Origin of the sequence: Sulfitobacter sp. 1A10359 (assembly GCF_043558145.1) — a bacterium.
Classification (GTDB): Bacteria; Pseudomonadota; Alphaproteobacteria; order Rhodobacterales; family Rhodobacteraceae; genus Sulfitobacter; species Sulfitobacter faviae.
In genome coordinates, this window is the sequence record NZ_JBIFGB010000019.1 from 1 (window position 1) to 1,993 (window position 1,993).

The 1,993-nt window shown below is 55.3% G+C and carries 1 protein-coding gene, 1 tRNA gene and 1 pseudogene; 2 read left to right on the forward strand and 1 reads right to left on the reverse strand.

The genetic code is table 11. The features are described from left to right. Positions 1-134 precede the first annotated feature (134 nt). A pseudogene (locus tag ACGYK2_RS17260) lies at positions 135-806 on the forward strand (recombinase family protein); the annotation flags it as partial. Positions 807-938: 132 nt separating this feature from the next. Further along, positions 939-1,688 (forward strand): zinc ribbon domain-containing protein, encoded by a 750-nt coding sequence (locus tag ACGYK2_RS17265; RefSeq protein ID WP_394374454.1) that lies wholly within the window; start codon positions 939-941, stop codon positions 1,686-1,688. On the opposite strand, the gene ACGYK2_RS17270 is transcribed toward ACGYK2_RS17265, so the two are convergent. Then, a tRNA-Met gene (locus ACGYK2_RS17270) sits at positions 1,645-1,721 on the reverse strand. The two genes, ACGYK2_RS17265 and ACGYK2_RS17270, sit on opposite strands and share 44 nt — an antisense overlap. Between the last annotated feature and the right edge of the window lie 272 nt (positions 1,722-1,993).

The following is a 1,993-nucleotide window of genomic DNA, read 5'->3' on the forward strand; positions in this document are numbered from 1 at the left end:
CATAAACCACGACGCATAACTGAGGGTGGGTCAAATCTCGGTGAAAATACCGGGTCAGTTCTCAGTGACAATCAACATGCCGCAAACACGCAGAACGCGAAGGTTGGACCGTAGTCCGTGTTTACCAAGATACAGCCTTAAGCGGCGCCACCACGGGCCGACCGGGTTATAAAACAATGTTGGCCGCTGTGAGGGCTGGTGAGTTTGATATCGTACTGTTCGAGCATCTTGATCGCTTGGGCCGCGACCTCGAGTTCCTGATGGCCTTTTACAAGGAAGCTCGCCATGCGGATTGCGAGCTGCATCAGCTTCACAGGGGCAAACTGGGTATTTTCGATATCGGTATCCTTGGCACGTTCGCTCAAATTTTCCTGGAAGAGCTGTCCTACAAGACCCGCCGCGGACTCGTTGGTAAGATCAAGGCGGGCAAAAGCGCGGGAGGCCAGTCCTACGGATATCATCCGCGTCGCACCCCTTCGGGAGAGCCCGTGAAAGGCGAGCAAGTCATCAATCCAGATGAAGGCCTGATCGTAGAACGAATCTTTAAGGAATACGCGGCAGGCAAGTCGCCAATCAAAATTGCAACAGACCTCAACGCCGACGGAATCCCCGCCCCACGTGGTCGGGGAAACGGCTCAGGGCACTGGCGCCAAACAACGATCAATGGCAACCGAGAGCGTGGGACCGGGATTCTAAACAACGAACTGTATATAGGACGCCGCGTTTGGAATCGCCTGCGATATTCCAAACACCCTGAGACCGGCAGACGCGTTTCAAAGCTTAACCCATCGGGTGAATGGATTACGCACGTGGACGAAGAGCTACGGATCATTGAGCAAGACCTCTGGGACTCCGTAAAAGCACGACAGACCGCACTGCAGCGTGTTCGCGGCAGCAAGGCCGCATCGGACCGCAATGGCCTATCCGCAGCACAGGGTATGCGTCGGCGCAAGTATCTGCTTTCCGGCCTCTTGTCCTGTGGACGTTGCGGCGGCAATCTCACCATCGCAGGGAGCGGAAAGGGACGGCGCTATTATTGCGCCGACCACAAGGAAAAGGGGGTCGCAGTCTGCACTGGTATCCGAGGCCTAAAAGAACAAGACGCAGCCACCTCTATCCTATCGGGCCTCAAGGCTGGCCTGATGAAAGATGAGGCATATGCTGAGTTTCGTGAGAAGTTCATGGCGCGGATGAAGGCCGGAGAAAAAGAACGCGAGGATATGCTGCGGCTCAAAGATCAAAGCATCCGTAAGCTGGAGGCGCGGCACGCAAACCTTATGAAGGCAGTCGAAGACGGTGACTTCTCAGCGCCTATCGTCGCCCAATTGAACAAGGTCGATACAGAACTGGCGGAAGCGCGTGCCCATCGTGCAGAACTGACACCAGAGCCGATTACTTTGCCCACCGACCTACCCTCGCTCTACCGAGCGCATGTGGCGGACCTCGTGACAACACTTTCGGACGAAGACGTGTCGGGCCGTGCGAGTGAGGAGCTGCACACGCTGATCGATACAGTAGTGGTCGATTGGGACGCGGACAACAAAGTCCACCATCTGGAGCTGCGCGGCAAACTGTTGAACATGCTAAACGCAGTAAGGCCCGCCGGTGAGGCGGGCCTTACTGAAAGCGAAAGTTCGCTAAAGTTGGTTGCGGGAGTAGGATTTGAACCTACGACCTTCAGGTTATGAGCCTGACGAGCTACCGGGCTGCTCCATCCCGCGCCAATGCCCTCCGTTTAGACTTATAGTGCGGGAGCTGCAAGCGCATTCGAACAGAAAAAGGTAATTTTTCTTGAGAATTTCTTCGGCACGCTTAACGTTCGCGCCGCCAAAGTTCGAAGGCCGCCAGAAAGCCCCCTCCAACGCAAAACCGCCGCAGCTTTGCGCTGCGGCGGTTTTGTTATTCTGATCATCGTAGAGAGATACTGTAGTCTAGGAACTTATTAGGTTTGGCGATGACCTACTCTCCCACGTCTTAAGACGCAGTACCATCG